This window comes from Pontimicrobium sp. IMCC45349 (genome assembly GCF_047219225.1).
Taxonomy (GTDB): domain Bacteria; phylum Bacteroidota; class Bacteroidia; order Flavobacteriales; family Flavobacteriaceae; genus IMCC45349.
In genome coordinates, this window is sequence record NZ_CP178208.1 from 1,656,863 (window position 1) to 1,682,049 (window position 25,187).

At 31.6% G+C, this 25,187-nt stretch carries 25 protein-coding genes and 1 tRNA gene; 10 read left to right on the forward strand and 16 right to left on the reverse strand.

Annotated elements, in window-relative coordinates:
- Positions 1-39 precede the first annotated feature (39 nt).
- Both ACLII3_RS07755 and odhB read left to right on the forward strand, forming a co-directional pair.
- Positions 40-2,799 carry a 2-oxoglutarate dehydrogenase E1 component gene (locus ACLII3_RS07755; RefSeq protein WP_412987819.1) on the forward strand — a complete coding sequence of 920 codons (2,760 nt, stop codon included), beginning with the start codon at positions 40-42 and terminating at the stop codon, positions 2,797-2,799.
- A gap of 31 nt (positions 2,800-2,830) precedes the next feature.
- Complete coding sequence (odhB, locus tag ACLII3_RS07760) at positions 2,831-4,042, forward strand: 2-oxoglutarate dehydrogenase complex dihydrolipoyllysine-residue succinyltransferase (protein WP_412987820.1); 1,212 nt, start codon at positions 2,831-2,833, stop codon at positions 4,040-4,042.
- Positions 4,043-4,368: 326 nt separating this feature from the next.
- Here odhB and ACLII3_RS07765 read toward each other — a convergent pair whose 3' ends face one another.
- A complete protein-coding gene (locus ACLII3_RS07765; RefSeq protein ID WP_412987821.1) occupies positions 4,369-4,995 on the reverse strand; it encodes a DNA-binding response regulator in 627 nt (208 codons plus the stop codon).
- Between the two features lie 21 nt (positions 4,996-5,016).
- Entirely contained in the window at positions 5,017-5,454 is a 438-nt protein-coding gene (locus ACLII3_RS07770; protein WP_412987822.1) for a retropepsin-like aspartic protease, read from the reverse strand.
- Positions 5,455-5,521: 67 nt separating this feature from the next.
- Between ACLII3_RS07770 and ACLII3_RS07775 the strand changes: the two genes are divergently transcribed.
- The 8 genes from ACLII3_RS07775 to ACLII3_RS07810 all read left to right on the forward strand — a co-directional run bounded on the left by ACLII3_RS07775 (position 5,522) and on the right by ACLII3_RS07810 (position 10,826).
- Positions 5,522-6,289 carry a TatD family hydrolase gene (locus tag ACLII3_RS07775; RefSeq protein ID WP_412987823.1) on the forward strand — a complete coding sequence of 256 codons (768 nt, stop codon included), beginning with the start codon at positions 5,522-5,524 and terminating at the stop codon, positions 6,287-6,289.
- Positions 6,290-6,291: 2 nt separating this feature from the next.
- Positions 6,292-7,317 carry an asparaginase gene (locus ACLII3_RS07780; RefSeq protein ID WP_412987824.1) on the forward strand — a complete coding sequence of 342 codons (1,026 nt, stop codon included), beginning with the start codon at positions 6,292-6,294 and terminating at the stop codon, positions 7,315-7,317.
- A 68-nt stretch (positions 7,318-7,385) separates the two neighbouring features.
- Positions 7,386-7,473: transfer RNA gene (locus ACLII3_RS07785), tRNA-Ser, on the forward strand.
- A 187-nt stretch (positions 7,474-7,660) separates the two neighbouring features.
- On the forward strand, positions 7,661-8,440 hold the full coding sequence (locus ACLII3_RS07790; RefSeq protein WP_412987825.1) for a MotA/TolQ/ExbB proton channel family protein: 780 nt from the start codon (positions 7,661-7,663) through the stop codon (positions 8,438-8,440).
- Positions 8,441-8,466: 26 nt separating this feature from the next.
- Positions 8,467-8,907, forward strand: a complete 441-nt coding sequence (locus tag ACLII3_RS07795) for a hypothetical protein (protein WP_412987826.1) — start codon at positions 8,467-8,469, stop codon at positions 8,905-8,907.
- A 1-nt stretch (position 8,908) separates the two neighbouring features.
- Complete coding sequence (locus ACLII3_RS07800) at positions 8,909-9,523, forward strand: ExbD/TolR family protein (RefSeq protein ID WP_412987828.1); 615 nt, start codon at positions 8,909-8,911, stop codon at positions 9,521-9,523.
- A 23-nt stretch (positions 9,524-9,546) separates the two neighbouring features.
- On the forward strand, positions 9,547-10,026 hold the full coding sequence (locus tag ACLII3_RS07805; RefSeq protein WP_412987830.1) for an ExbD/TolR family protein: 480 nt from the start codon (positions 9,547-9,549) through the stop codon (positions 10,024-10,026).
- A gap of 104 nt (positions 10,027-10,130) precedes the next feature.
- Positions 10,131-10,826 (forward strand): porin family protein, encoded by a 696-nt coding sequence (locus ACLII3_RS07810; protein WP_412987831.1) that lies wholly within the window; start codon positions 10,131-10,133, stop codon positions 10,824-10,826.
- On the opposite strand, the gene ACLII3_RS07815 is transcribed toward ACLII3_RS07810, so the two are convergent.
- The 14 genes from ACLII3_RS07815 to ACLII3_RS07880 all read right to left on the reverse strand — a co-directional run bounded on the left by ACLII3_RS07815 (position 10,821) and on the right by ACLII3_RS07880 (position 25,181).
- Positions 10,821-11,426 (reverse strand): hypothetical protein, encoded by a 606-nt coding sequence (locus tag ACLII3_RS07815; RefSeq protein WP_412987832.1) that lies wholly within the window; start codon positions 11,424-11,426, stop codon positions 10,821-10,823. The genes ACLII3_RS07810 and ACLII3_RS07815 overlap by 6 nt on opposite strands.
- Positions 11,427-12,881 (reverse strand): RNA polymerase factor sigma-54, encoded by a 1,455-nt coding sequence (rpoN, locus tag ACLII3_RS07820; RefSeq protein ID WP_412987834.1) that lies wholly within the window; start codon positions 12,879-12,881, stop codon positions 11,427-11,429.
- 84 nt (positions 12,882-12,965) lie between these two features.
- A complete protein-coding gene (gene asnS / locus ACLII3_RS07825; protein ID WP_412987836.1) occupies positions 12,966-14,408 on the reverse strand; it encodes an asparagine--tRNA ligase in 1,443 nt (480 codons plus the stop codon).
- 47 nt (positions 14,409-14,455) lie between these two features.
- Entirely contained in the window at positions 14,456-16,849 is a 2,394-nt protein-coding gene (locus tag ACLII3_RS07830) for an efflux RND transporter permease subunit (RefSeq protein ID WP_412987838.1), read from the reverse strand.
- A 70-nt stretch (positions 16,850-16,919) separates the two neighbouring features.
- Positions 16,920-18,200 carry a DUF5686 family protein gene (locus ACLII3_RS07835; RefSeq protein WP_412987840.1) on the reverse strand — a complete coding sequence of 427 codons (1,281 nt, stop codon included), beginning with the start codon at positions 18,198-18,200 and terminating at the stop codon, positions 16,920-16,922.
- A gap of 60 nt (positions 18,201-18,260) precedes the next feature.
- The gene (frr, locus tag ACLII3_RS07840; RefSeq protein WP_412987841.1) at positions 18,261-18,818 is read right to left on the reverse strand and encodes a ribosome recycling factor; all 558 of its coding nucleotides are present in this window, start codon (positions 18,816-18,818) and stop codon (positions 18,261-18,263) included.
- Positions 18,819-18,871: 53 nt separating this feature from the next.
- Complete coding sequence (gene pyrH, locus ACLII3_RS07845) at positions 18,872-19,579, reverse strand: UMP kinase (protein ID WP_412987842.1); 708 nt, start codon at positions 19,577-19,579, stop codon at positions 18,872-18,874.
- A gap of 152 nt (positions 19,580-19,731) precedes the next feature.
- Positions 19,732-20,697, reverse strand: a complete 966-nt coding sequence (tsf, locus tag ACLII3_RS07850; RefSeq protein ID WP_412987844.1) for a translation elongation factor Ts — start codon at positions 20,695-20,697, stop codon at positions 19,732-19,734.
- Positions 20,698-20,781: 84 nt separating this feature from the next.
- Entirely contained in the window at positions 20,782-21,552 is a 771-nt protein-coding gene (gene rpsB, locus ACLII3_RS07855) for a 30S ribosomal protein S2 (RefSeq protein WP_412987845.1), read from the reverse strand.
- Positions 21,553-21,688: 136 nt separating this feature from the next.
- Complete coding sequence (gene rpsI / locus ACLII3_RS07860; protein ID WP_412987847.1) at positions 21,689-22,075, reverse strand: 30S ribosomal protein S9; 387 nt, start codon at positions 22,073-22,075, stop codon at positions 21,689-21,691.
- Entirely contained in the window at positions 22,075-22,530 is a 456-nt protein-coding gene (gene rplM / locus ACLII3_RS07865; RefSeq protein WP_412987848.1) for a 50S ribosomal protein L13, read from the reverse strand. Before rplM ends, rpsI begins: the two co-directional genes overlap by 1 nt.
- A gap of 193 nt (positions 22,531-22,723) precedes the next feature.
- Positions 22,724-23,800: a DUF3179 domain-containing protein gene (locus ACLII3_RS07870; protein ID WP_412987850.1), complete on the reverse strand. Its 1,077-nt coding sequence runs from the start codon at positions 23,798-23,800 to the stop codon at positions 22,724-22,726.
- Positions 23,797-24,756, reverse strand: a complete 960-nt coding sequence (locus ACLII3_RS07875) for a transporter (RefSeq protein ID WP_412987852.1) — start codon at positions 24,754-24,756, stop codon at positions 23,797-23,799. The genes ACLII3_RS07870 and ACLII3_RS07875 overlap by 4 nt, the downstream gene beginning before the upstream one ends.
- Before the next feature lie 68 nt (positions 24,757-24,824).
- The gene (locus ACLII3_RS07880) at positions 24,825-25,181 is read right to left on the reverse strand and encodes a nuclear transport factor 2 family protein (protein ID WP_412987854.1); all 357 of its coding nucleotides are present in this window, start codon (positions 25,179-25,181) and stop codon (positions 24,825-24,827) included.
- Positions 25,182-25,187 lie beyond the last annotated feature (6 nt).

The following is a 25,187-nucleotide window of genomic DNA, read 5'->3' on the forward strand; positions in this document are numbered from 1 at the left end:
AAAAAATTTTCTCGATAAGAAAATGTCTCAATTAAAATAATGGATAAATATTCCTTTTTAAACGCAGCACATACAGCATACTTTGCTGATTTATACGACCAATATTTACAAAACCCTGATTCTGTAGAACCAAGTTGGAGAGCCTTTTTTCAAGGTTATGACTTTGGTAGTGAAAACTATGGATTAGAAGGTGAAATTGTAGAAGGCGTTTCTGCTCAAATACCAGAACAACTTCAAAAAGAATTTCAAGTTGTTAATTTAATAGATGGCTACAGAACTAGAGGGCATTTATTTACTAAAACGAATCCTGTTAGAGATCGTAGAAAATATGCTCCAACATTAGAGATTGAAAACTTTGGTTTAAATCAAAAAGATTTAGATGAGGTTTTTAATGCTGGAGAAATTCTTGGTATTGGACCTCAAACACTTCGTGAAATTCGTAAGCATTTAGAAGCTATTTACTGTGATGCTATTGGTATAGAGTATATGTATATTCGTAAACCAGAAGAAAGACAGTGGATTCAAGATAAGCTAAATATAAATGATAATCATACAAACTTTACAGTAGAGCAAAAAAAGCATATACTTAGAAAGTTAAATGAAGCTGTTTCCTTTGAGAATTTTTTACATACTAAATATGTAGGGCAAAAGCGCTTTTCGTTAGAAGGGGGAGAATCTTTAATACCTGCTTTAGATGCAGTTATTGAAAGAGCTGCTGCTTATGGTGTGAAAGAGTTTGTTATGGGAATGGCACATAGAGGTCGTTTAAGTACTTTAACAAACATATTTGGAAAGTCGGCTAAAGACATTTTTAGTGAATTTGATGGAAAGGATTATGAAGAGAAAGTATTTGATGGTGATGTAAAGTATCATTTAGGCTGGACGAGTGATCGTGTTACAGATAATGGTAATCAAATTAACTTGAGTATTGCGCCAAATCCATCACATTTAGAAACTGTAGGTGCAGTAGTAGAAGGAATAACTCGTGCAAAACAAGATAAGTACTATGCTGATGATTTTAGTAAAGTACTGCCTATAGTAGTGCATGGTGATGCAGCAATTGCTGGACAAGGTCTTGTTTACGAAGTTGTACAAATGGCTAAGTTAGACGGTTATAAAACTAATGGAACCGTTCATATTGTTGTAAATAATCAAGTTGGATTTACAACCAACTATTTAGATGCACGCTCAAGTACATATTGTACAGATGTTGGTAAGGTGACACTATCTCCAGTTATGCACGTTAATGCAGATGATGCTGAAGCAGTGGTTCATGCAATGTTGTTTGCATTGGATTTTAGAATGCAGTTTAAGCGTGATGTATTTATAGATTTACTTGGCTATAGAAAGTATGGTCATAATGAAGGTGATGAGCCCCGTTTTACACAACCGAAGTTATATAAAGCAATAGCTAAACATAAAAACCCTAGAGATATTTATGCTGAAAAGTTAATTTCTCAAGGTGTTATTGATCAAGCCTATGTTAAGAAGCTTGAAACAGATTACAAAGCTTCACTAGAAGAAGAACTTGAAACATCTAGAAAGCAAGATAAAACAGTAATTACACCTTTTATGCAAGATGCTTGGGTTGATTATCCAAGAGCGAAAAAGGATGAAATGCTTTCTTCAGTAGATACAACATATCCTAAGGAGAAGTTAGCGACTATTGCTAACGTTATTTCTAATTTACCAGAAGACAAAAAGTTTATACGTAAAATTGAACGTCTAGTACAATCTAGAAAAACAATGTACGAACAAGATAAACTTGATTGGGCAATGGCTGAGCATTTAGCTTATGGTTCGTTACTTGAGGAAGGTTTTGATGTTCGAATTTCTGGACAAGATGTTGAGCGTGGAACATTCTCGCATCGTCATGCAGTAGTAAAAGTAGAAGATAGTGAAGAAGAAATTTTATTGCTTAATAATATAAGTGATAAGCAAGGTAATTTTTATATCTATAATTCTTTACTTTCAGAATATGGTGTTTTAGGTTTTGATTATGGTTATGCTATGGCAAGTCCAAAAACATTAGGTATTTGGGAAGCGCAATTTGGAGACTTTAGTAATGGAGCACAAATTATGATTGATCAATACATTTCTTCTGGAGAAGATAAATGGAAAACACCAAATGGAATAGTAATGCTTTTACCTCATGGCTATGAAGGTCAAGGAGCAGAACATTCTTCTGCTAGAATGGAGCGTTACCTTCAGTTGTGTTCTAGAGATAATATGTTTATTGCAGACTGTACTACACCTGCAAATATGTTTCACTTGTTACGTAGACAGATGAAAGCTAATTATAGAAAACCATTAATAGTATTTACTCCTAAGAGTTTACTTAGGCATCCAAGTGCTGTGTCTACTGTAGATGAGTTTGCTAATGGAGGTTTTCAAATGTTAATAGACGACGAAAAAGCAAAAGCAGCTAAAGTTAAATCACTAGTTTTTGTTACAGGTAAATTCTATTACGACTTATTAGAAGAACAAGAAAAATTAGGTAGAGAAGATGTTGCTTTGGTTAGAATAGAGCAGTTATTTCCATTACCAATTGAAGATATAAAAGCTATATTATCTAAGTACAAAAATGCTGATGATATAGTTTGGGCTCAAGAGGAACCAAGAAATATGGGAGCTTACAGCCATATGATGATGCAATTGGATGAAGCAAGAATGTGGAGGGCAGCTACAAGAAGACCTTATAGTGCTCCTGCAGCAGGTAGTTCAACAAGATCAAAAAGACGTCATAAAGAAGTTATAGACTTCGTTTTTGATAAAACAAAAGATAATCAACGTAGATAAAAAACAAAACACAAACTAAAATACAAGAATAATGATTTTAGAAATGAAAGTTCCTTCACCAGGAGAGTCAATCACAGAAGTTGAAATAGCTGAATGGTTAGTGCAAGATGGAGATTATGTAGAAAAAGATCAAGCAATAGCCGAGGTTGATAGTGATAAAGCAACGCTAGAACTTCCTGCAGAAGCTAGTGGAACAATTACTCTTAAAGCTGAAGAAGGTGATGCGGTTGAGGTTGGAGCTATAGTATGTTTAATTGATACTAGTGCTGCAAAACCAGAAGGTGATGCACCAGCAAAAGAAGAGGCAAAACCAGAAGCTGTTAAAGAAGCACCTAAAGCTCCAGCAGTAGCAGAGTCAAAAACGTATGCAACTGGAACTGCAAGTCCAGCGGCAAAGAAAGTTTTAGCTGAAAAAGGTATTGCTGCTAGTGAAGTAAAAGGAACTGGTAAAGATGGACGTATAACTAAAGAAGATGCTGTAAATGCAGTACCTTCTATGGGAACACCAACAGGAGGAAGTAGAGGTACTTCTAGAAGTAAAATGTCTATGTTACGTCGTAAAGTAGCAGAGCGTCTTGTTGAAGCAAAAAACACTACAGCAATGTTAACTACTTTTAACGAAGTAGATATGTCTCCAATATTTGCATTACGAAAAGAGTATAAAGAAGCCTTTAAAGCTAAACATGGTGTAAGTTTAGGATTTATGTCTTTCTTTACATTAGCAGTTGTAAGAGCATTAAAAATGTATCCTGCTGTTAACTCAATGATTGATGGTAAGGAAATGCTTAGCTATGATTTTTGTGATATAAGTATAGCTGTATCTGGACCAAAAGGATTAATGGTACCAGTAATTAGAAATGCTGAAAACTTAACATTTAGAGGTGTTGAAGCCGAAGTGAAAAGGTTGGCATTAAGAGCAAGAGATGGTCAAATTACAGTCGATGAAATGACTGGAGGAACATTTACTATTTCTAATGGAGGTGTATTTGGAAGTATGTTATCAACTCCTATTATTAACCCTCCACAAAGTGGAATTTTAGGAATGCATAATATTGTAGAACGTCCAGTTGCTATAGATGGTAAAGTAGAAATTAGACCAATTATGTATGTTGCATTATCTTATGACCATAGAATTATTGATGGTAGAGAATCTGTAGGTTTCTTAGTTGCAGTTAAAGAAGCTTTAGAAAACCCAACAGAATTATTAATGGATAATGAAATTAAAAAAGCATTAGAGTTATAATAAATAGTATTTATTATTATTATTATTATTAAAAAAGGCAGCCATTGGCTGCCTTTTTTAATATAAACTAACTAAAACATTAAAAGAGAGTACTATTAAAACAATACTAATTAAAAGTATAAATAGTACTTTAGTTTTTAAATCCTTGTTGTTGTTTTCCATGTCAAATTTTATGAGGCAAAAAAAGTGAGATGGGATTGTTTAATTTGAAAGCCTCGAACCACGAATGATCCAAGGCTTTCTTAATTCTCCCTAAGAACTAATTAATAGCACTGTAAAAATCTGAAATAAATAAATACCAAACAATACGTAGAAATACGTATTTTTTAAATTAAGTAAATCTCGTATTCTTTAGCAAAAAGTGATAAGCTACTATGCTTTGGTTCCAGGTTTAACTTTCTGATAATATGGCTTTTATGTTTCTCTACAGTCCTGCTTGATATGCTTAAAATGTCACCAATTTCCTTAGCAGTCTTATTTTGAGCGATAAAAGAGAGGACTCTTTTTTCTGCATTTGTCAAATCATTAATTGATTCTGGAGGTTTGTTAGGTGCTAAGTAATCAATTAGCTCAGGACTAAAATATGGTGTGTTGTTTTGAACAGAAGAAATACAGTTTTCAATTTCTGTTAATGCAAACTCTTTTAATACATATCCAAATACATTTAGCTCTTTTGCTTTTTTGTATAGATTAATGTCTTTTTCAAAAGTAATAAGCACTATTTTAGTTTTAACGTTTTTTACGTTACACTCTTCGGCAATTTCAATACCAGTTTTAAAAGGCATTTTAATATCTAGAATGGCTATATCTGGTTTGTGTTTTATAATCAGATTATAGGCTTCTTTTCCGTCAACAGCACTATCTATTACATTGTATTTTTTTTCAAGTAAAAAGTCTTTTAATCCTTTTAAAACTAAAGGATGATCGTCTGCTATTATTATTGAAGAATTCATTAAAAAAATCTATGGATGTAATTAAAGCTTAAGATATAAATATTTTTTTTCGTAATCTATAATTGCTTTCCCTTTTTTTAAAATATCTGCCCCAATAATTCCATCAACAGGTTTGGAATTATGAGTTGTAAGTGCAGTATTAACATGTGTAAGGTCAAAAATTACAATTGATACTTTTTTTTGTTTCCATTTACCAATCTTTAAAGTATTGTTTTTAGATATTTTAGTATCCATGTTTATAGCTCCAGCTCCTGCAGCTTTAACTTCAGATTCTTCAGTTTTAAGATTAAATCTTTCAATGTAATCATAACCAATACAAGAGTTTGAAGCTCCAGTATCCAAAATAAATAATCCTTTTGTGCTATTTATTTTTGCAATGATTTCAAAATGATTAGTCTTAGTTAAATGGAGTTTAACTTTGGTGTATCCTTGATCTATTAAAAATGATTGCAGTGTCATTGTAATTTTTTTTCAAACCTACGATATTTTCAATATAGTTTTACCAGCAAAAACTTATTTTTGCAAAATGATTATTACAGATACACATACACATTTATATAGCGAAGCATTTGATGATGATAGGTCGGAAATGATTAAGCGTGCCATTGAAAATGGTGTTTCTCGTTTTTTTATACCTGCTATAGATTCTACATATACTAAGTCAATGCTTCAATTGGAAAAAGATTTCCCTGAAAATGTTTTTTTAATGATGGGATTACACCCAACCCATGTAAAAGAAAATTATGAAGAAGAGTTAAGTCATGTTGAAGAAATGTTTGCTCAAAGATCTTTTTGTGCTGTAGGTGAAATTGGAATTGATTTGTATTGGGATAAAACAACATTAGCAATTCAGCAAGATGCATTTAAAAGACAAATACAACTTGCTAAAAAATATAAACTCCCAATAGTAATACATTGTAGAGAAGCTTTTGATGAAATATTTGATGTGTTAGAAGGAGAGAAAAGCGAAGATTTATTTGGAATTTTTCATTGTTTTACTGGAACGATTGAACAAGCAAAAAGAGCAATATCCTTTAATATGAAATTAGGAATTGGAGGTGTTGTTACTTTTAAAAATGGGAAAATAGATAAGTTTTTAAATCAAATAGATTTAAAACATATAGTTTTAGAAACCGATTCACCATATTTGGCACCAAAGCCATATAGAGGTAAACGTAATGAAAGTAGTTATATAGTTAACGTAATAAATAAATTGTCTGAAATTTATGAGTTACCAATAGAAAAAATTGCCGAAATTACGACAGCAAATTCAAAAGAAGTATTTAGTATTTAAAAATGAGTCAACCAAACATACTTTTAATTTATACAGGAGGAACTATTGGAATGATTAAAGATTCAGAAACAGGAGCTTTAAGAGCTTTTGATTTTGACAATTTGCTTATTAAAATTCCTGAGTTAAAACTATTAGACTGTACAATAGATACTGTTGCTTTTGAGAATCCTATTGACTCTTCTAATATGAGACCTGAATATTGGGTTGAAATTGCTAGTATTATTGAAGAAAACTATAATAGATGTGATGGTTTTGTGGTTTTGCATGGAAGTGATACGATGAGCTACTCTGCATCAGCACTTAGTTTTATGTTAGAGAATTTAGCGAAGCCTGTAATCTTTACAGGGTCTCAATTACCTATTGGTGATTTACGAACTGATGCAAAAGAAAATTTAATTACATCTATTCAGATTGCTTCATTGCAAAAAAGAGGAAGACCTATAGTACAAGAAGTTTGTTTGTATTTTGAATACAAGCTTTATCGTGGTAATCGAACTACCAAAATAAATGCAGAACATTTTGAAGCTTTCTCATCTCTTAATTATCCTGATTTAGCTGAGTCAGGTGTTCATTTAAAAGTAAATCAAGAACACTTATTAATACCTTCATCTAAAAAAAGTTTTAAAGTTCATAAAGTTTTAAATAATAATGTAGCTATCATAAAACTATTTCCAGGGATGTCTAAGAATGTTCTAGAATCTTTTTTCTCCATTTCAAACTTAAAGGGTGTTATACTTGAAACATATGGTGCTGGAAATTCAACAACTGAAGATTGGTTTATAAAATTAGTAAAAGAAGCCATTAAAAAAGGTATACATATTATTAATGTAACTCAATGTTCTGGAGGTAGTGTAATTATGGGGCAATATGAAACTAGTACAGCTTTAAAGAGTATAGGAGTTATATCAGGAAAGGACATTACTACTGAAGCTGCCATAACCAAACTAATGTACTTATTAGGACAAAAAGTATCTAAAAAAGTTTTTAAAACTGTATTTGAAACTTCACTAAGAGGCGAGCTATCTTAAATAATAACACGCAAAGTTTTAAGGTTTAAACATTTTTTTCTTTATTTGGCCCATAGTAGTTAAACTATAGAGAGGTGGCCGAGTGGTCGAAGGCGCACGCCTGGAAAGTGTGTATACGTCAAAAGCGTATCGAGGGTTCGAATCCCTTCCTCTCTGCTTCAGTAACTTAAACTTAAAGAGTCTTTAAGCTTAAAAAAGTAATAAAGTTACTTTTGGTATAAATAATATAGAGAACAAAGTTAAAAACTGTTATGAAGCCTTATTCTCTGTGGTATTTTTATTTTTTAATTACAATTTTTTTTTATCTTTAACGCTTTAACTAATAAAATTAAGAACAAGAACAATGAAAAGATTATTTTCTATTCTAGCCATCGCATGTATTATGGCATTCGGAACTGTAAATGCAAATACATATGCGAACACACACACATTTGCAAATACAATTGTTAACGTAGCTCAAGACGAAGAAGGAGCTGCTGCAGATGGTGAAGACTTAGGTTTTCATCAAGAATTAAAAAAGAGATTTATTGAAGGAGGCCCAGGATTTATGGGAATTGTACTATTATGTTTAATTCTAGGATTGGCTATAGCAATAGAAAGAATTATCTTCTTAAACTTATCTACTACAAACTCTAAAAAATTAACTCAAAATGTTGAGGAAGCATTAGCATCTGGTGGTGTTGAAGCTGCAAAAGAAGTTTGTAGAAACACAAAAGGACCAGTTGCTTCTATTTTCTATCAAGGTTTAGATAGAGCTGACGAAGATATCGATGCTGCTGAAAAAGCTGTTGTAGCTTATGGTGGTGTTCAAATGGGACAATTAGAGAAAAACGTATCTTGGATTTCATTATTTATCGCATTAGCTCCAATGTTAGGGTTCATGGGAACAGTAATTGGTATGATTCAAGCATTCGATAAAATTGAAGCTGCAGGTGATATGCAACCTTCTCTTGTTGCAGGTGGTATTAAAGTAGCACTTTTAACAACAGTATTTGGACTTATCGTTGCTATTATTCTTCAAATTTTCTACAACTATATCATTGCTAAAATTGATAGCATTGTAAATGATATGGAAGATGCATCAATCTCATTGATGGATTTATTAGTAAGACACAAGAAGTAATAACAACAATAAATTCTAAATTTATTATGAATTCACAAAAAATAATAACAATAATCGCTGGGATAGTGGGAGTAATATCTATCTTCTTCCTAGTTAGTATTATTAATGCTGGTGATGAAGCTATTAAGGCTGGTGAATCAGAAGGCACAGTGTCTACATTTATGTATATTGCTTATGCTGTACTGTTTCTTACTTTAGCTCTAGTGGTTTTATTTACCTTGAAGAATGTATTTACAAATCCATCAAACCTTAAGAATACTTTAATTGGATTCGGGTCGTTTGCATTATTAGCATTGATTTGCTATTTCGGATTTGCAAATGGAGTAGAGACTCCTTTAAAAGATGGTGAAGTATTATCTGAAGGTGGTTCAAAACTAGTAGGAGCAGGATTATATTTATTTTATGCTCTTATTATAATTGCTGGAGGATCAATGTTATTCTCTGGAGTTAAAAAAATGATTAAGTAATATGGCAAAAAGATCAGCACCAGAAGTTAATGCAGGCTCAATGGCTGACATTGCTTTCTTACTGTTAATATTTTTCTTAGTTACTACAACTATCGAAAAGGATTCGGGGATTAGCCGTAAACTTCCGCCTATGGAAGAATCTGATGAAGATGTTGTAATTAAGCAGAAAAATATTTTTACAGTATTACTAAATGGTAAAGATCAATTGCTTGTCGAAGATGAATTAATGGAGCTTAAAGACTTAAGAGCAGCAGCTGTTGAGTTTTTAGATAATGGAGGAGATGGTTCTTGTAACTATTGTAAAGGTAAAAGAGATCCAAAATCTTCAGATAATCCAGACAAGGCAATTATATCTTTAAAGAACGAACGTGAAACATCGTATGCAGCTTACATATCTGTTCAAAACGAATTGGTAGGAGCATATAATGTATTAAGAAATAGAAGAGCTTTAGAATTAGGCAATACTCCAGAATGGAGTAAATTCAGAGATATGAATTTTGTCGAAATGCAAGTTGCTTATAAAGATGCAAGATTTACAGGTAATAAAGAGAAATTAAAAGAATTGATTGATAAAATCAAAGTTGAGATTCCTCAAAAATTATCTGAAGTTCAGTAGTTTTAAATTTAATAGAAAACAACATGTCAAAATTTAAAAAGAAAAAAGACGGAGGATTACCTGCTATTTCTACAGCATCATTACCAGATATTGTATTTATGTTATTATTCTTTTTTATGGTTGCTACTGTAATGAGAGAAAATTCATTAAAAATACAAAACAGTTTACCAGTTGCTGATCAAGTTGAAAAGCTTGATAAGAAAAACCCAATAAGTTATATATATATGGGTAAACCAAGTGCTGGTTATGAAAAGTTTGGTACCGAAGCTACTATTCAACTTAACGATAACTTTGCTAGCTTAAGTGAAGTAGGTGCCTTTATTAGTGCTGAAAGAGCTGCATTGAGAGAAGAATTAATACCTTTTTTAACAGTATCTTTAAAAGTTGATAAAGAAGCTAATATGGGAATAGTTGGTGATGTTAAGCAAGAACTTAGAAAAGTAAACGCGCTTAAAATTAACTATACTACTGGTAAGGGTGATGCCTTAACCAATATGCAATAGGAACAATCTTTATTTGTTAAAATAGAAAAAGGCATTCTTTTAAAGAATGCCTTTTTTATATGCTGTAATTTATACTTTATATTTGTTTACAAAGTTATTTAATCATGAAATACATTTTAGCACTCATTCTTTTTTTCTTTTTAGCGCCTATATCTTTAGCGCAACAAGAAGAAGTGGAAGAGGTAATTGCAGATAGCCTTTATAAAGAAGATCAGTTTTATTTTGGAGTTACATATAACCTATTAGGTAAAATGCCAGATAACATGTCTCAAAATAGTTTTTCAAGTGGATTTCATGTTGGGTTTATTAAAGATATGCCTATTAATACAAATAGAAATTGGGCTATGGGTTTAGGTTTAGGTTATTCGACCAATTCATTTAATCAAAACTTATTTATTGATAAAGATACTGATGGTAATTACGTTTATGATTTAATATCTAGCGAAGATTTTACCAAGAACAAAATTTCTCAGCATTTGATTGAGTTACCACTTGAATTAAGATGGCGTTCATCTACACCAGATACGTATAAGTTTTGGAGGATTTATACTGGATTTAAAATTGGATATGTATTTGCTTCTACATCTAAATATGTTGGGGCTAATGGAACCATAAAGCATAAAAATATTAAGGATTTTGATGAATTGCAATACGGATTAACTTTAGGTGTGGGTTATAATACATGGAATGGTTATGTATATTATGGTTTAAACCCTATTTTTGATTCTTCAGCAAAGCTAGAAGGTAAGTCTATAGATGTTAATGCTATAAAGATTGGCTTGATTTTTTATATGCTATAGCCAATAGTTTATTAGAATTAGTTGAGGAAAAAAACCTAAGCAAAAGCCAATAATTAGTTCTATGTTGCTATGCGCTTTCAAGTGTAGTCTTGAAGTTGCCACAGCACCGCAAATAATAGCAAATAAGGCTAATGTGCCATTTATGTTTTTGCTAAAGTGTATGCTTAAGGCAATAAAAAACATAAAAATTCCAGAAATTGCCATCATATGTATGCTAGCTTTAAACTTTAATAAGGCCAATATTAAGCAAGATAAGGTTGAAAGTAAAATGCCAATAAAGAAAAAGTATAACTCTATAAATTCATTACTGGGTAATACTCTAAGAACAATGAAAACTAGAATGATACTATTTAATATAAGCGGAATAATACGCTCATTTACATTACTTAAATAAATAGATTTTACTTTACCTAATGTTTTTAAAAGGTAAAAAAGTAAGAGAGGTAGAATAATAGTTAGAATTATTAAAGCAGTAAGTTTTGCTTTAATGTAAGAATCTGGAATATACCTTGGAGTTTTAGAGAAATAAAAAGCTACTCCAAAAAAGGGCATGAATAAAGGGTGAAAAATAAACGATATGCTTCTTAGTATAGCATTCATCTAAATTTGTTTTCTTAAACGCGCTACAGGAATATCTAATTGTTCTCTATATTTAGCCACTGTACGTCTAGCTATTGGATATCCTTTTTCTTTTAAAAGTTTAGCTAGTTTCTCGTCGGTTAATGGTTTTTTCTTGTCTTCTTCCTCGACAACAGTTTCAAGGATTTTTTTGATTTCTCTAGTTGAAACATCTTCGCCTTGATCATTCTTCATAGATTCACTAAAGAACTCTTTTATAAGTTTTGTACCATAAGGTGTATCTACATATTTACTATTTGCTACACGAGAAACCGTAGAAACATCCATGTCAATTTCGTCAGCAATGTCTTTTAAAATCATTGGCTTTAGTTGACGTTCATCACCACTTAAAAAATAAGCTTTTTGATAGTGCATAATAGCACTCATAGTAACAAATAATGTTTGTTGACGTTGTTTAATAGCGTCAATAAACCATTTAGCTGCATCTAGTTTTTGTTTTATAAAAAGTACTGCGTCTTTTTGCGATTTAGACTTGTCTTTAGATTCTTTATAACCTTTTAGCATGTTATTATATTCTCTAGAAACATGTAATTCTGGAGCATTTCGTCCATTAAGAGTTAACTCTAATTCACCATCAACAATTTTAATAGTAAAATCTGGCACTACGTGTTCTACAATTCTACTATTACTAGAGTAGGAACTACCAGGTTTTGGATTTAACCTTTCAATTTCAAGAATAGCGTCTTTTAACTGAATTTCGGTTATGTCAAACTTTTGTAATAATTTTTGATAATGCTTTTTAGTAAATTGTTCAAAAGCTTTGTCTATAACATCACAAGCTAGTTCAATATTAGCATTAGGTGTTTTTCTGTGTAACTGAATATGTAAACATTCTTGTAAATCTCTTGCACCAACTCCAGCAGGATCTAGTTGTTGAACAACCTTTAAAACCTCTTCAATTTTATCTTCGGTTGTGTAGACATTTTGAGTAAATGCCAAATCATCCATAATATCTACTAACGATCTTCGTATATAACCACTATCGTCAACACTACCTACTAAAAATTCAGCGATTTGTTGTTCTTGTTCGTCAAGCCTAAATGTGTTTAGTTGATTTATTAAATGCTGAGTAAACGAAGTTCCTGCTGCATATGGTACACTTTTTTCTTCATCGTCCACGCTATAGTTATTAGCCTGCATTCTATATTCTGGAACTTCATCATCGCTTAAATAGTCGTCTACATTTATATCTTCCGCATTTATAGTTTCACTGTCGTTATAATCTTCAGTATTATCAAAAGTGTCTTCAAATTCATCGGTTTTGTCCTTACCACTTTCCAAGGCTGGATTTTCCTCTAACTCTTGTTTAAGGCGTTGCTCAAAAGCTTGCGTAGGTAGTTGTATGAGTTTCATCAGCTGTATTTGCTGAGGAGACAGTTTTTGAGATAGTTTGAATTGTAAATACTGTTTAAGCATTCCTTTTTGGTTTGTATAAAAATAAAAAAAACAATCTATTTTCATTAAGAACCTAGATTGTTTTATGTTATAATTTTCTTAAGATTAAAACTCAGCGTTCTGCGGAGTTCTAGGGTAAGGAATTACATCTCTAATATTACTCATTCCAGTAGCAAACATAACTAGTCGTTCAAAACCTAGTCCAAATCCAGAGTGAACAGCTGTTCCATATTTACGTAAGTCTAGGTACCACCATAACTCTTCTTCTGGTATGTCTAAAGCTGCCATTTTTTCCTTTAAAACCTCTAAACGTTCTTCACGTTGTGATCCTCCTACAATTTCACCAATTCCTGGGAAAAGGATATCCATAGCGCGAACTGTTTTACCATCTTCATTTAAACGCATGTAAAATGCTTTAATGTTAGCTGGATAATCAAATAAAATCACAGGACATTTAAAGTGCTTTTCAACAAGAAAACGTTCGTGTTCACTTTGTAAATCAGCTCCCCATTCGTTAATTAAGTATTTAAACTTTTTCTTTTTGTTTGGTTTACTGTTACGTAATATTTCTATAGCTTCCGTATAGCTTACTCGCTTAAAGTTGTTATCAATCACAAATCGTAACTTTTCAGTAAGAGTCATTGTGCTACGCTCAGCTTGAGGTTTAGATTTATCTTCTTGAATTAAACGTTGCTCTAAAAATGCAAGGTCATCTGGATTGTTTTCTAAAACATAGCTAAGTACGTACTTCATGAAATCTTCTGCTAAATCCATATTGCCAGCAAGATCCATAAAAGCTACTTCTGGTTCTATCATCCAAAATTCTGATAAATGACGAGAAGTGTTAGAGTTTTCGGCTCTAAATGTTGGTCCAAACGTATATACTTTTCCTAAAGACATTGCATAAGTCTCTGCTTCTAATTGTCCAGAAACTGTTAAGTTGGTTTCTTTTCCAAAGAAGTCTTGAGAATAGTCAACATTACCTTCTTCATTTAAAGGAGGATTTTTAGCATCTAAGCTAGTTACTCTAAACATTTCACCTGCACCTTCAGCATCACTACCAGTAATTATTGGTGTATGCATATAGTAAAAACCGTTTTGGTTAAAGTATTGGTGTATAGCAAACGATAATGAAGAGCGTAAACGCATGATAGCACTAAATGTATTAGTTCTTGTACGTAAATGAGCTTGTTCTCTTAACTTTTCTAGAGTATGACGTTTTGGTTGAAGAATCGTTTTTGAAACTTCATCAGGATCGGCGTCACCTAATATTTCGATAGATGTTACTTGTACTTCTACACTTTGTCCTTTACCTTGACTTTCAACCAAAGTTCCTTTAATATGAACAGCAGCACCAGTTGTAATTCTTTTTAAAAGTGCTTCATCAGTATTTTCAAAATCTACTACACATTGTATATTATTAATAGTAGAGCCATCATTTAAGGCAATAAAACGATTTGCTCTAAAGGTTCTTACCCATCCTTTAGCTTCTACTTCAATGTGTTTAGTTTCTTGAGTTAATAACTCTGCAACTGTACTGTGTGTCATGGTTACAAATTTAATTTTAGTGTGCAAAGATAAGCGATTCAGAGAAATTAATTATCCTCGTTCTTATCTTCTTCAGGTATAATTTTAAAGTTAGGTTCTTTTAAAACTTCTTTATTAGCAATACTTCTTTCTAACGATAGTAGTAATGAAGGTAAAAGTAATAAATTGGCTAACATTGCAAATAATAATGTCATGGATACTAATGCTCCTAAGGCTACTGTACCTCCAAAGTTTGAAATGATAAATACAGAAAACCCAAAGAATAGTACAATAGATGTATAGAACATGCTAACTCCAGTTTCTCTTAAGGCAGCATAAACTGATTTTCGTATTTTCCAGTGGTTTGCTTGAAGCTCTTGTCTATATTTTGCTAAGAAGTGTATCGTATCATCAACCGAAATACCAAAAGCAATACTAAATACTAAGATTGTTGATGGTTTTATAGGTACGCCTAAGTAACCCATTAATCCAGCGGTAATAAGTAATGGTAATAAGTTAGGAATTAACGATACAATAATCATTCTAAAAGACCTAAACATATATGCCATAAATAGAGAAATCAAAAATATGGCTAACGATAATGATAGTATAAGATTGTTTACTAAGTATTTTGTGCCTTTTTGAAATAGATATGCTTTCCCTGTAATGGAAACATCATACTTTTCTTCTGGTAAAACCTTGTCGATTTTAGTTCTAAGGTTTTCTTCTATACGTTCCATTTTATCAATACCAACATCTTTCATAAATGTTGTAATTCTAGCATATTGTCCAGTACTATCAACAAAGTTGTTTAATAAATCAACGTCTGAAGATGAGTTTTTTGCATAGGATAAAATAAAACTGTTTTCTTGAGTAGAAGGTAGTTGGTAGTATTTTGGATTGCCATTATAATAGGCTTGTTTTGAGTATTTAACAAGGCTAACAATTGATATTGGTCTTGAAAGCTCAGGAGTTTCAATTATTAGTTCTTCTAGCTCATTCATGCGTTTAAGCGTAGAAAGTTTCATAACCCCTTTTTTACGCTTAGTATCCACCATTATTTCAAGTGGCATGATACCATTAAACTCTTCTTCAAAAAAGCGAATATCCTTAAAAAATTCGGCACTTTTAGGCATGTCCTCAATCAAGCTTCCAGAAATCTTAATTTGGTAAATACCAATAATACTTCCTATTAACAAAATAAGTGAGACAACATAAATAGTTATTTTTCTATGTCTCACCATACGTTCCATCCAATCCACAAACGTGTTAATCCAACGCTTATTTAAGTGTTGTAAATGCTTGTCCTTTGGCATTGGCATAAAACTGTATATAATTGGAATGATAAGTAAGCAAAGAATAAATATTGCTAAAATGCTTAATGATGCAACTGTACCAAACTCTTTTAGTAGTTTACTTTCTGTAATAATAAATGTAGCAAAACCAGAAGCTGTTGTAACATTAGTCATTAGTGTAGCATTTCCAATTTTAGAAATTACACGCTGTAAAGACTTTGCTTTGTTACCATGCTTATTTACTTCGTGTTGGTATTTGTTAATAAGGAAAATACAATTTGGAATACCAATAACAATAATTAATGGCGGAATTAAAGCAGTAAGAACAGTAATTTCATATTCTAATAATCCAATAATACCAAAGGTCCACATTACTCCAATTATTACCACAAACATGGAAATAAAAGTGGCTCTAAAAGATCTAAAAAAGAAAAAGAAAATTAGAGATGTAACAATTAATGCAGCACTAATAAAAACACCTATTTCATCTATAATGTTTTGCGAATTTAAAGTGCGTATATATGGCATTCCAGAAACGCGAACATCTAAATTGTACTCTCTTTCAAAAGCTTCAATTTTAGGTGTTAAAATATCAGTAATAAAATCTTTGCGTTTAGGAGTGTTTACAATACTTTTTTCTAGATAAATAGCAGAACGTACTGTTTTGGTTTCTTTATTAAAAAGGAAATTATCGTAAAAAGGATATTTTTTAAATAGTTCGTCTTGGAGCTTGTCTAACTCTTCAATTGAAGAAATAGAATCTTTAATAAAAGGCTCTAGATTAAACTGTTTTTCCTTTTTGTTTTTGATTAATTTTTGAAGGTCACTAATGGCAACAACAGACTCTACTTCTTCAAACTCTTTAAAACTACCAGAAAGTTTATTCCAAGCATTTAAATTTTCAACAGAAAAAAGAGTGGTGTCTTTTACTCCTAATACAATTAAATTACCTTCTTCTCCAAAAGTATCTAAAAATGAATTGTATTCTAAATTAACTTCGTGTTCGTCTGGTAATAAATTTGCTTCAGTATATGTGAAACGCATCTTATTCCATTGTAAGCCAAATAAATAAGTAGCTGCTGCTATAGCAAGTATAAAGACAATTCTATTGCGAAGAATAATTCTTGCAATAGTTTCCCAAAAGCCTACCGAAAATAGTTTTGCCATAGCATTTTAAATGTGCGCAAAGGTAGAAAATTGAATGGAAAAATTACTCTAAAACTCAGGTTTTATAATATTAATTGAGGTCTATGTTGAAAGTGAATTTAAAAGCAAAATTATCTTCAAATTCAGTTAAATGATAAGCACCATAACGATATGCAAAACTTAAACCAAACCCTAAAAACAATTTATTGATTTCGAAACCAGATTCATTGTAACCTTTATTAAGCGTACCAAACGAAATATGTTGATGTTCTTCAAGGTTTTTCATGTCTCCTAAAGCATGCCTGCTTATTAGCACAAGTTGTGGTCTAAACCATGGAGTGATATTAAAGCGATTTAGTTTATGCTTTATTTGTAGTGTAGCAAATCTATCTGAAAAGAATTCATTAAAGTACATAGTCTCAAAACTATTTACGCCTGCTACTGAAAAACGTTGAATAACAGTTTCTTTATTTACATTATTAGGGTATGCATGATACAAATGAGTTAATGGAACTTCTCCTGAAGCAATACCACTAGTTAATACAAACTCAGTAGATGTTTTGTTACTATATGTAAATTTTTGAACAACCCTAAAGTCAAGCTTAGTAAAGTTGAAATCACTTTTAAAAAGATCTTCAAAACTTTTAGAGTATTGTAAAGTGAATTTTGGAAACCCTTCTTTTTCTTCAATTATTTTATTTGGAGTTTTTTTGAATTTACTAAAAGGACTCCATTGTAATGCTACTTTAAAAATAGAAACATTAAATCGATTGTAAAAATCTAATTGATTAGGTGTAAAGGTATAACCATATGTAGGTTCAATTTTTGATACAGAGAATTCTGTTTCAGAAAGTATTTGGGCAGAAATAGGATGCTCTACAGAGATGTTTTTGGTTTCATGTTTATGAAATAAATCTATGTTTAGTAAACGTGGTTCAAACAATTGAAAAAAACGACTGTCGGTTAAAAAGTTTGAACTTCCTGTTTCTTGTAAATCTTTGGTATAATTAAAATTTATCCAAGAATTTGTTGTCTTAGCAATTTTTAATCCACCTCCAATACTATACTTATATTCATCGTCTAAAAAGCCATAAGCAGCATAACCTTGAATTCTAAATTTTGAAGAAAACTTTTCGGTAGTAATACCACCTAATCCAGTTCTAAATCCTTCATATTGGTTATACTTTATTAAATACCTAGAGTCGAAATTAAAATATTTTGTACGAATGTAGCCTGTACCCAGACTCTCTAACAATAAACTCTTTTTTATAGAGTCTCTTACTTTTTTATTTGAAGGCACGCTGTCATTTACTTGAGCATTACTTATAAAAAAGCAAAAGCTTAATACTAAGGAAAGACAGAGTTTTTTCATGTTAAGTTTTAGAATTGAAATATAGTAAACACAAAAAAAGTGGCTTTATTGCCACCTTTTTTAAACTGTCATAATTTCTTTTTCCTTTACGTGGAATATTTCATCTGCTTTTTTAACAAAGGTGTCGGTCATTTCTTGGACATCCATTTCAGCATTCTTCTGCACATCTTCCGATGCATCATCTACTTTCTTAATGTCATTATTAGCTTCTTTTCTAGCATTTCTAATTCCAACTTTGGCATCTTCAGCTTCAGCTTTTGCTTGTTTAGCTAATTCACGACGACGTTCTTCAGTTAAAGCTGGTACATTAATAATGATACTTTCCCCATTATTCATTGGATTGAAACCTAAGTTTGCAATCATTATAGCTCGTTCAATTTCTTGCAACATACTTTTTTCCCAAGGTTGAACAGTAATCGTTCTACCATCAGGTGTATTTACATTTGCTACTTGAGATAATGGTGTTTGCGAACCATAATATTCAACCATTACGCTTCCTAGCATTGAAGGGCTTGCTTTACCTGCTCTAATGTTTACAAATTGCTTTTCTAAATGCTTGATAGCATTTGTCATAGCTTCTTTTGCTGTGTCTAGTATAAAATTTATGTCTTCGTTCATTCTAATTTTTTTAGTTTTTGGTTAACTGTTCAAAAATTAAGCCAAATCAGTGATTAAACGTTTACTGTAGTTCCAATATTTTCTCCAGATACTACTTTTAATAAATTACCAACTTTATTCATGTCGAATACAATTATAGGTAATTTATTTTCTTGACTTAAAGTAAATGCTGTTGTGTCCATAACTTTAAGCCCTTTTTTCAATACATCATCAAAGCTAATATAATCAAATTTAATAGCATTTGAATCTTTTTCAGGATCTGCTGTATAAATACCATCAACACGAGTTCCTTTTAGGATTACATCTGCTTCAATTTCAATTGCTCTTAGTACAGCTGCAGAATCTGTCGTGAAATAAGGATTACCAGTACCACCACCAAATATAACAACACGACCTTTTTCTAGGTGGCGCATAGCTTTTCTTCTAATAAAAGGTTCTGCAACTTCATTTATTTTAATGGCAGTTTGTAAGCGAGTAGGTACATTAGCATTCTCTAAAGCACTTTGAAGTGCTAAACCATTAATAACGGTTGCTAACATTCCCATATGGTCACCTTGTACGCGATCCATACCATTACTTGCTCCTGCAACTCCTCTAAAAATGTTTCCACCACCAATAACAATAGCTACTTCTACACCTAAATCGGTAATTTGTTTAATGTCATTTGCATATTCAGATAAGCGTTCAGGGTCAATACCATATTGTCTTTTGCCCATTAAGGCTTCGCCTGAAAGTTTTAAGAGGATTCTTTTGTATTTCATTGTATAGATTGAAAGTTGTGCAAAACTACAAATTTTTGCGGTTTACTGAAATGGGTTTTATAAATTAACTTAGATAATATGAAAAGATAATTGAAGTGTAAAAAAAAAGCTTCGATTTAAATCGAAGCTTTTTATATGAGTTAAGGTTTTTATTAACCTAATGATACTCTTTTGAAAGTTGAAATTGCAACGTCTCCATAAGACTTTACATAATCAGCAACACTTTTCTTTTCATCTTTAATGAAATTTTGGTCAAGTAAACATTGTTCTTGATCTAAAGTTGTGTTATCCGAAATGAAACGCTCCATTTTACCTGGTAAAATTTTGTCCCAGATTTGCTCTGGTTTACCTTCAGCTTTTAATTGAGCTTTTGCATTTTCTTCAGCTTGTGCTAAAACTTCTTCTGTTAATTGAGACATAGAAATGTACTGTGGTACATTTTTAAGAGTCTTACCTAAACGAGCTAATTCTTCGTTATCTTTTTCGATAGCAGCAATTCTAGCTTCAGTTTCAGAAGCTACATAAGCTGGATCAAAATCTTTGTAAGATAATGTAGTTGCCCCCATTGAAGCTACTTGCATAGCTACATCTTTAGTTAAAACATCAGCGTTATCTACTTTAGTGTTTAAACCAACAATAGCAGCGATTTTTCCAACGTGTGTGTAAGATCCAATATATGAAGCTTCAACAGTTTCAAAAGCTGTAATGTCAATTTTTTCTCCGATAACTCCAGTTTGCTCGATTAATTTTTCAGCAACAGTCATTCCACCGAAATCAGCAGCTAAGAAATCTTCTTTTGAAGTATGGTTTATAGCGATATCAGCAAATTGGTTTGCTAATTCTTTAAATGAATCATTTTTAGCAACGAAATCAGTTTCACATGCTAAAACAATAGCAACAGCGTTTGTGTTGTTATCGTTAATTCTAGCAACTGCTACACCTTCAGAAGATTCTCTGTCGGCTCTTTTTGCAGCAACTTTTTGTCCTTTTTTACGTAAAACTTCAATAGCTTTATCAAAATCACCTTCTGCTTCTACTAATGCTTTTTTACAGTCCATCATTCCTGCACCAGTAGCATCTCTAAGTTTTTTTACGTCTGCAGCGCTTATTTTTGTCATGATTATAATTTTAAAAAAGTCGTTCAATTAATTTTCAAATGAAAAGAACTAAACGACTTATTAATAATTGTTTTTATAAAAAGTTTATTCTTCTTCTTGTGATGCAACAGGAGCAGCTTCTACAGCTTTTGCTTCTGTTTTACCTTCAGCTTTTGCTTCTTTTCCTGCTTTTCTTTCAGCAAGACCTCCAGCGATAGCGTTAGTTACATGAGTTAAAATCTTATCAATAGATTTTGAAGCATCATCATTTGCTGGAATAACATAATCAACCTGACGTGGATCAGAGTTAGTATCAACCATTGCAAAGATTGGAATGTTTAATTTTTGTGCTTCTTTAATTGCGATATGCTCACGCTTAATATCAACAACAAATAAAGCTCCTGGTAAACGAGTCATGTCAGAGATAGAACCTAAGTTCTTTTCTAACTTCGCTCTTAAACGGTCAACTTGTAAACGCTCTTTTTTAGAAAGAGTCATGAATGTACCATCTTTTTTCATTCTATCAATAGAAGCCATTTTCTTAACAGCTTTTCTAATAGTAACAAAGTTAGTTAACATTCCACCTGGCCATCTTTCAGTGATGTAAGGCATGTTTACGTTTCCTGCTTTTTCAGAAACTATATCTTTTGCTTGTTTTTTGGTAGCTACAAATAATATTTTTCTACCTGATGCTGCTATTTTTGCTAAAGCTTGAGAAGCTTCGTCTAATTTTGCAGCAGTTTTGTAAAGGTTTATAATATGGATACCATTACGCTCCATATATATGTAAGGAGCCATGTTTGGGTCCCATTTTCTGGTTAAATGTCCAAAGTGAACACCACCATCAAGTAATTCTTTTACTTCTACTTTTGCCATTTTGTAATAGTTTACGTTCTGTTGAATTAGCAATGATTAAGTGGTCTTTTACAATCGCCTTAACCATTTAGATGCTAAACTAAATCCTGACATTTCTGCCATGGACAACAATAACTGGTTTAAATTTTTTCTAATATTAACGCTTAGAGAACTGGAATTTCTTACGAGCTTTCTTCTGTCCGAATTTTTTACGCTCTACCATTCTTGGGTCTCTTGTTAATAATCCTTCAGGTTTTAAGATGCCTCTGTTTTCTTCATTAAGCTCACACATTGCGCGAGATAATGCTAAACGAACAGCCTCTGCTTGACCTGTAACACCACCACCATATACATTTACTTTGATGTCAAAGTTGCCTTCGTTGTTAGTCATTGCTAACGGTTGGTTTACTTTGTACTGTAAAGTAGCTGTAGGGAAGTATGTGTTAACATCTTTTTTGTTCACTGTAATGTTTCCTTTTCCTTCTGAAACATACACACGAGCAACAGCCGTTTTTCTACGACCAATTTTGTGAATTACTTCCATTAGTTAACTTCGTTTAAGTTAATTGTTTTTGGCTTTTGAGCTTCATGAGTATGCTCTGAACCAACAACAACATTTAGATTACGGAATAATGCTGCACCTAATTTGTTTTTAGGTAACATTCCTTTTACTGATTTTTCTACTAATCTTGCTGGATCTTTTCCAAACATTTCTGTAGCAGATAGAGTTCTTTGACCACCTGGATATCCTGTGTGACGAACGTAAGTTTTGTCATTCCACTTGTTTCCAGTTAAGTTGATTTTTTCTGCATTGATAACAATTACGTTGTCTCCGCAATCAACATGTGGTGTAAAGCTAGGTTTGTGCTTACCTCTTAAAAGTATTGCTACTTTAGAAGCTAAACGACCTAAAGTCTGACCTTCAGCATCAACTAAAACCCACTGCTTATCTACAGTTGCCTTGTTTGCTGAAATAGTTTTGTAGCTTAATGTATCCACACTAATTATTTTAAATTAAACATTCCTCTCTCAAAAAGAGTTTGCAAATTTACAATTATTTGTTTGATTAACAAACAGTAATGAAGGTTTATTTTTATTGCTATTTCAATCAGATTCAGAGATATATAATAAAACCCAAAATATCTTCTGTTAAAAGTATTACTTCAATGTGTAATGTGTTACTATTATGCTTTTAATTTTGATAGATATCAGGTTGAGGATAGAAAGCTGCAATTGCAAACCAATAGCTTACTAATGATTTAATGTGTTTTAATTGCCAATTTTCTCTTAGTCCTGATATTGCTTTTCCTGATATTGTCCATTCGTTTCCTTCACTATCACTAAAAAAACTTTGGCTGTGATTATAAACATATTCATACTCTAGGTCCATTAAGGAACCAGTTAATTCAAATGCATTAATGGTATTTTCATTTCCAACAATTAAAAAGGTTTTGTTATTGATGATTTCTTTTAAAACTTTTCCATTTTGAAAGCTTGAAAATCTATATACTTTGGAATAACCATTATCTATTATAGCAAATACTCGTTCTTTATTTGGGAGGTTGTTATTTAAAGGTGAAACATTAAATAAGAAAAAATCATGATCAGTTTTATATGGGCCATATGGATATTCATCGTAATCTCTATTAAACCCTGTGTTTAAGGTCATAACTTTTGTGTTAGGATACATTGTTTTCCAGGTTCCCCAATTGGTTTCAATTATATTTTTAAGTTCTGGTTCATTTCCAATTAATTCTCCATTGATACAATCTAATCTTAATTGAGACCAATGACTATTAGTTTCTCTGTCATATAAAATTAAATTTGATTTATAGAGCAGGCCTGAAACTCCATATTCAGGATTAGAACTGCTATGATCTCCTTTCCAAGCAAATGCTGTACCAGTAAGTGGGCAATAAGAAATACTTGTAGGAACACCATTTAGGTTGTCATTTATAATTTCATGCCAGTCCAAAATAATATGTGGATAAGCCTTAATAGATGTTCCGTCAACAATACCTACTATTAAGTCTTCATCATTTAAGTATGAGGCTTCAGGGTTATTAATGTTAACAAATTGTGGATGATCTATTGATGGTATTCCATCTATACCTGGACCACCATCTCTAATTTCTCCTACAGGAACTGACCATTCAGAGTAATTGTTGGATGGGTTGTTACTTGGCTCATTAGTTTCATTAATGTTGCTGCTACAAGCATAAATTATAGTTAACAAAGCAAAAAGTTTTATTTTAATCTGTTTTCTCATAGTTGTATACTTTCCTTTGGTTTAAATAAGAATATTATTCCTGTGTTTATTCTATAGGTTGGTGTAAGTTGCGTGCCATTTACATTACTGTGTATTGGAAGATCAATACTGAATGAAAAAGCAATATTTTCTAATAGATTAATTTTAACATCTGATGAAATAAATAACCAATTGCCACCTGTGTTTTCAATTTTTACATTATTAATTTTATCTCTACTAGCATTTCTATATTTAATAGTTATACTAGGATTAATGAGTGTGTCAAAAAATAAATATTGATCAGAAATACTAAAAGAAGTTTGTAATTCATTCCCAAAACGATAATTGAACTCATCTAAATAATTTGAATTAGTTCCAGTTTTTCTATAAGTAAAAGAACTACTAAAGTTAAGTGTTGGACGGAAATTAAATTGTTTAGATACTAGTGACCAAAAAATAAAATCCCAAGCACTGCTTCCAGGTTGTAAGTCTGCATTTAGTAAGATGTTTTGTTCATTTTTTTGTGTAGAAGACCCAGTAGGGATTTTGCTACCTAAACCAAAGTTTACAGTACTGTTTTTTCCCAAGGAATTTAAAAGAGCGTACTTTAACAGAAGAACAGAATCTCCAATACCTGAAGATTGTGTTAATGATTGGGTGTTAAATTGTGTGATTTTTCTTCTTTGATTAACCCAACTAAAAAGGCCTTCAATTGAAATATTTTTGGTAAAGGAATAGTTTAAGTTTAGCAATATAGAATGTGTAACTCTTAATCTAGAATCATCATTTAAGTTTTTTGAACCATTATTTAGTGTATTTAAATAGTTGTAATCATAGTGAAGCCTAACTTGAAAACTTTTAGCTTCTTGCATTGGTGTTCCTATACTGTTAGAAAGAGGGATACCTCCAGAGCAACAAGTTTGTGAAAAACTACTTGTAATTGGAATTAATAAAAAAACGAAAACAATAGCTTTCATACACCTATTAGTATTTACTAATGATGTCGTTTAAGAATAGGGGTTCCTTACTTTTTTAAGATATAATTTTAATATTTAAGTTTCCTGTCTTCTCTAATTTCTCCAGGAATATTATAATAGGCTAATATTTTATTTATAAGATTGTTTTTAGCATAGTGCCACTCTGTAACTTCTAACTCAAAATCCTTTTGGATGGCAGAATAGCGAATACATGCTTTAGTATTATTATATAATATGTCATGAATTTTAAAGGTGTGGTTTAGAAATTTATCACGATTATCATTTACTAAACTCATATAAGTTTGTTTGCCTTTTATAGTTCCGTAAGGACTTGTGTGTATAAAATCTTCAGATATTGGCAAATCTTCAAAGTTGCCTTTTTCCCAAATTTTAAACCATGCATCTACTAAACCTTCTATATTCATATTAAT

What these genes read in the sequence shown, in the direction of transcription:
- ACLII3_RS07755 (WP_412987819.1), top strand. Translation starts at nt 40, where the DNA reads ATGGATAAATATTCCTTTTTAAACGCAGCACATACAGCATACTTTGCT.
- odhB (WP_412987820.1), top strand. Translation starts at nt 2,831, where the DNA reads ATGATTTTAGAAATGAAAGTTCCTTCACCAGGAGAGTCAATCACAGAA.
- ACLII3_RS07765 (WP_412987821.1), bottom strand. Translation starts at nt 4,995, where the DNA reads ATGAATTCTTCAATAATAATAGCAGACGATCATCCTTTAGTTTTAAAA.
- ACLII3_RS07770 (WP_412987822.1), bottom strand. Translation starts at nt 5,454, where the DNA reads ATGACACTGCAATCATTTTTAATAGATCAAGGATACACCAAAGTTAAA.
- ACLII3_RS07775 (WP_412987823.1), top strand. Translation starts at nt 5,522, where the DNA reads ATGATTATTACAGATACACATACACATTTATATAGCGAAGCATTTGAT.
- ACLII3_RS07780 (WP_412987824.1), top strand. Translation starts at nt 6,292, where the DNA reads ATGAGTCAACCAAACATACTTTTAATTTATACAGGAGGAACTATTGGA.
- ACLII3_RS07790 (WP_412987825.1), top strand. Translation starts at nt 7,661, where the DNA reads ATGAAAAGATTATTTTCTATTCTAGCCATCGCATGTATTATGGCATTC.
- ACLII3_RS07795 (WP_412987826.1), top strand. Translation starts at nt 8,467, where the DNA reads ATGAATTCACAAAAAATAATAACAATAATCGCTGGGATAGTGGGAGTA.
- ACLII3_RS07800 (WP_412987828.1), top strand. Translation starts at nt 8,909, where the DNA reads ATGGCAAAAAGATCAGCACCAGAAGTTAATGCAGGCTCAATGGCTGAC.
- ACLII3_RS07805 (WP_412987830.1), top strand. Translation starts at nt 9,547, where the DNA reads ATGTCAAAATTTAAAAAGAAAAAAGACGGAGGATTACCTGCTATTTCT.
- ACLII3_RS07810 (WP_412987831.1), top strand. Translation starts at nt 10,131, where the DNA reads ATGAAATACATTTTAGCACTCATTCTTTTTTTCTTTTTAGCGCCTATA.
- ACLII3_RS07815 (WP_412987832.1), bottom strand. Translation starts at nt 11,426, where the DNA reads ATGAATGCTATACTAAGAAGCATATCGTTTATTTTTCACCCTTTATTC.
- rpoN (WP_412987834.1), bottom strand. Translation starts at nt 12,881, where the DNA reads ATGCTTAAACAGTATTTACAATTCAAACTATCTCAAAAACTGTCTCCT.
- asnS (WP_412987836.1), bottom strand. Translation starts at nt 14,408, where the DNA reads ATGACACACAGTACAGTTGCAGAGTTATTAACTCAAGAAACTAAACAC.
- ACLII3_RS07830 (WP_412987838.1), bottom strand. Translation starts at nt 16,849, where the DNA reads ATGGCAAAACTATTTTCGGTAGGCTTTTGGGAAACTATTGCAAGAATT.
- ACLII3_RS07835 (WP_412987840.1), bottom strand. Translation starts at nt 18,200, where the DNA reads ATGAAAAAACTCTGTCTTTCCTTAGTATTAAGCTTTTGCTTTTTTATA.
- frr (WP_412987841.1), bottom strand. Translation starts at nt 18,818, where the DNA reads ATGAACGAAGACATAAATTTTATACTAGACACAGCAAAAGAAGCTATG.
- pyrH (WP_412987842.1), bottom strand. Translation starts at nt 19,579, where the DNA reads ATGAAATACAAAAGAATCCTCTTAAAACTTTCAGGCGAAGCCTTAATG.
- tsf (WP_412987844.1), bottom strand. Translation starts at nt 20,697, where the DNA reads ATGACAAAAATAAGCGCTGCAGACGTAAAAAAACTTAGAGATGCTACT.
- rpsB (WP_412987845.1), bottom strand. Translation starts at nt 21,552, where the DNA reads ATGGCAAAAGTAGAAGTAAAAGAATTACTTGATGGTGGTGTTCACTTT.
- rpsI (WP_412987847.1), bottom strand. Translation starts at nt 22,075, where the DNA reads ATGGAAGTAATTCACAAAATTGGTCGTAGAAAAACGGCTGTTGCTCGT.
- ACLII3_RS07870 (WP_412987850.1), bottom strand. Translation starts at nt 23,800, where the DNA reads ATGAGAAAACAGATTAAAATAAAACTTTTTGCTTTGTTAACTATAATT.
- ACLII3_RS07875 (WP_412987852.1), bottom strand. Translation starts at nt 24,756, where the DNA reads ATGAAAGCTATTGTTTTCGTTTTTTTATTAATTCCAATTACAAGTAGT.
- ACLII3_RS07880 (WP_412987854.1), bottom strand. Translation starts at nt 25,181, where the DNA reads ATGAATATAGAAGGTTTAGTAGATGCATGGTTTAAAATTTGGGAAAAA.